The sequence below is a fragment of the Tropicimonas sp. TH_r6 genome (genome assembly GCF_033101155.1).
In the GTDB taxonomy this organism is placed as follows: Bacteria; Pseudomonadota; Alphaproteobacteria; order Rhodobacterales; family Rhodobacteraceae; genus Tropicimonas.
This window is the reverse complement of record NZ_JAWMPX010000111.1, coordinates 1-234: the sequence shown is the minus strand read 5'-3', so window position 1 is coordinate 234 and position 234 is coordinate 1. Positions and strand designations below refer to the sequence as shown.

General features: G+C 68.4%; 1 protein-coding gene. It reads right to left on the bottom strand.

What is annotated here, in order from left to right; translation table 11 throughout:
* A partial coding sequence (locus R3X27_RS25615; RefSeq protein ID WP_411572546.1) for a calcium-binding protein occupies nucleotides 1-234 on the bottom strand: 234 nt, incomplete at both ends.

Sequence of the window (234 nt, the reverse complement as noted above, 5' to 3'; positions counted from 1 at the left end):
CCATCGAGGATGTCGTTCCCCGCCTCGCCATACAGCATGTCATCGCCCGCGCCGCCGTCGAGCGTGTCGTCGCCGGCCCCGCCAAGGAGGCTGTCATCGCCGTCGTTCCCGGCCACGGTGTCATCGCCGCCAAGCGCGCTGAACCTGTCGGCCCCGGCGGATCCGCTGATGCTCTGGGCGGTGTCATCCGCGTCCCAGTGAATCCGCCCGTTGATTTGCTCCGTCGTGGTGAGA